The organism is Polaribacter sp., from assembly GCF_965656025.1.
GTDB lineage: Bacteria > Bacteroidota > Bacteroidia > Flavobacteriales > Flavobacteriaceae > Polaribacter.
This window is the reverse complement of sequence record NZ_CBFHJT010000096.1, coordinates 1-1,569: the sequence shown is the minus strand read 5'-3', so window position 1 is coordinate 1,569 and position 1,569 is coordinate 1. Positions and strand designations below refer to the sequence as shown.

Sequence of the window (1,569 nt, the reverse complement as noted above, 5' to 3'; positions counted from 1 at the left end):
TTGTGCAAAGTTCGGCATTAAATAGGTAAATAAGTTCTTTTGAACTTTTGTAGAATCTACGGCATCTCCTAAAAGATCGTCAATGTCATCTTTTTCTGTGCTATCTTTTACTTGCTCAGTTGTGGTGTCATCTTTTAATAATTCAGCAACTTTCGCATTTGCAGAAAGTAAGAAGTTTTGTACTTCTGCATTGGTATATACTTCCCAGAATTGTAATTCTGCTTTGCTTGTAATTAATTTTGTAACACGTTCAATATCTTTAGCACCTGGTAATTCAATCTGAATTCTACCCGAATTACCAATTCTTTGGATGTTTGGAGATGTTACCCCAAACTTATCAATTCTACTTCTTAATACCTCAAAAGCAGTACCAATAGAACTGTTTATTTCTTCTTGTAAAGTTTCTCTTACGGTAAAATTGTCTTCATTAAAAGAAATTTTATCGCTTAAAGCTTTGGTACCAAAAATAGATGGGTCACTTAATTTTGTGTCTCCAGCTATTTTTTCAAATTCTTCGAAAAATAAATCTAAATAGGTAGCATTACTGCTTTTTTGTCTTTCGTCTGCTGCTTCTAAAGCTTTGTTAAACGCTTCGTTTTTAGAATCATTAGATAAACTTTTTAAAACCTCTTTTACAGAAACTTGTAAAATGGCATTAATACCACCTTTTAAGTCCAAACCAAGATTCATTTCTTTGTCTCTAACATCATTGTAAGAGTATTGTGCAACACCTAAATCTATAATGTCTTTGTTAGCAACACTATCTAAATATTTTCTTTCAAGAGTTGCTTTTTGTCTTGCATTATTATCTGTTGCATTTGTTTCTGCATATACTTTTGCATCATCTTCTACTTTGTTTGCTAAAAAAGTAAACGATAACTGGTATAAACTTACTAATCCGAAAAGGATAGCAAATAATTTAATAAGTCCTTTATTTTGCATTTTGTTGTTGTTAATTATTGTTTGTCAAGGTTTTTAAAAAACGTGCAAATATATACTTTCTAAAAGTACCTGACAATTATTTTTATTGATAGTTTTTGTGATTATGAGTAGGTTACTCATCAATATAAAAAGATAAAAAATGTATTGAGTTACATTTTTAACTGTTAAATTTTTTTGGGCCAGCTCTAACTTCTGGTTCTTTATTAGAGGTGTAATCTTTACTAAAAGGATTGCTTTTAGCAATTTTATAGGCAACTTTATAAAGTCGATTTGTCTTGTTTGCTAATAATGTCTTGTGATTATCAAAATAATTATCTGTGGTAAATCTATCTAATTGATGCTTTACCTCTAAAACATATTTGTAGTCTAAATTAGAATTATCTGTAGGTTTGTTTAATTCGTAAATGTCTAAACTATAATCGTAAACAACGTCTTTCTTTTGTTGATTATTAGGGTTGTTTTTTAATAAAAAAGAAGGGTTTTTCGAAAGAACTTCTCTAATGTTATCAACAGGAACTTCACTAAAATAGGATATTTTTAAAGTGCCATTTTTAGCCTCTTTAATGCTAATATTAGAAACACCTGCGTTTAAAAGTTTTTCTTTTACATCTGCAATGGTATTGTCTA

1 protein-coding gene and 1 pseudogene are annotated in these 1,569 nt (G+C 29.1%); both read right to left on the bottom strand.

Annotated elements, in window-relative coordinates; all coding sequences use genetic code 11:
- Nucleotides 1-942 (bottom strand): annotated as a pseudogene (locus ACTG3S_RS13510) (protein translocase subunit SecDF); the annotation flags it as partial.
- Between the two features lie 157 nt (nt 943-1,099).
- On the bottom strand, nt 1,100-1,569 hold a 470-nt coding region (locus ACTG3S_RS13505; RefSeq protein ID WP_439129865.1), incomplete at its 5' end, for a hypothetical protein.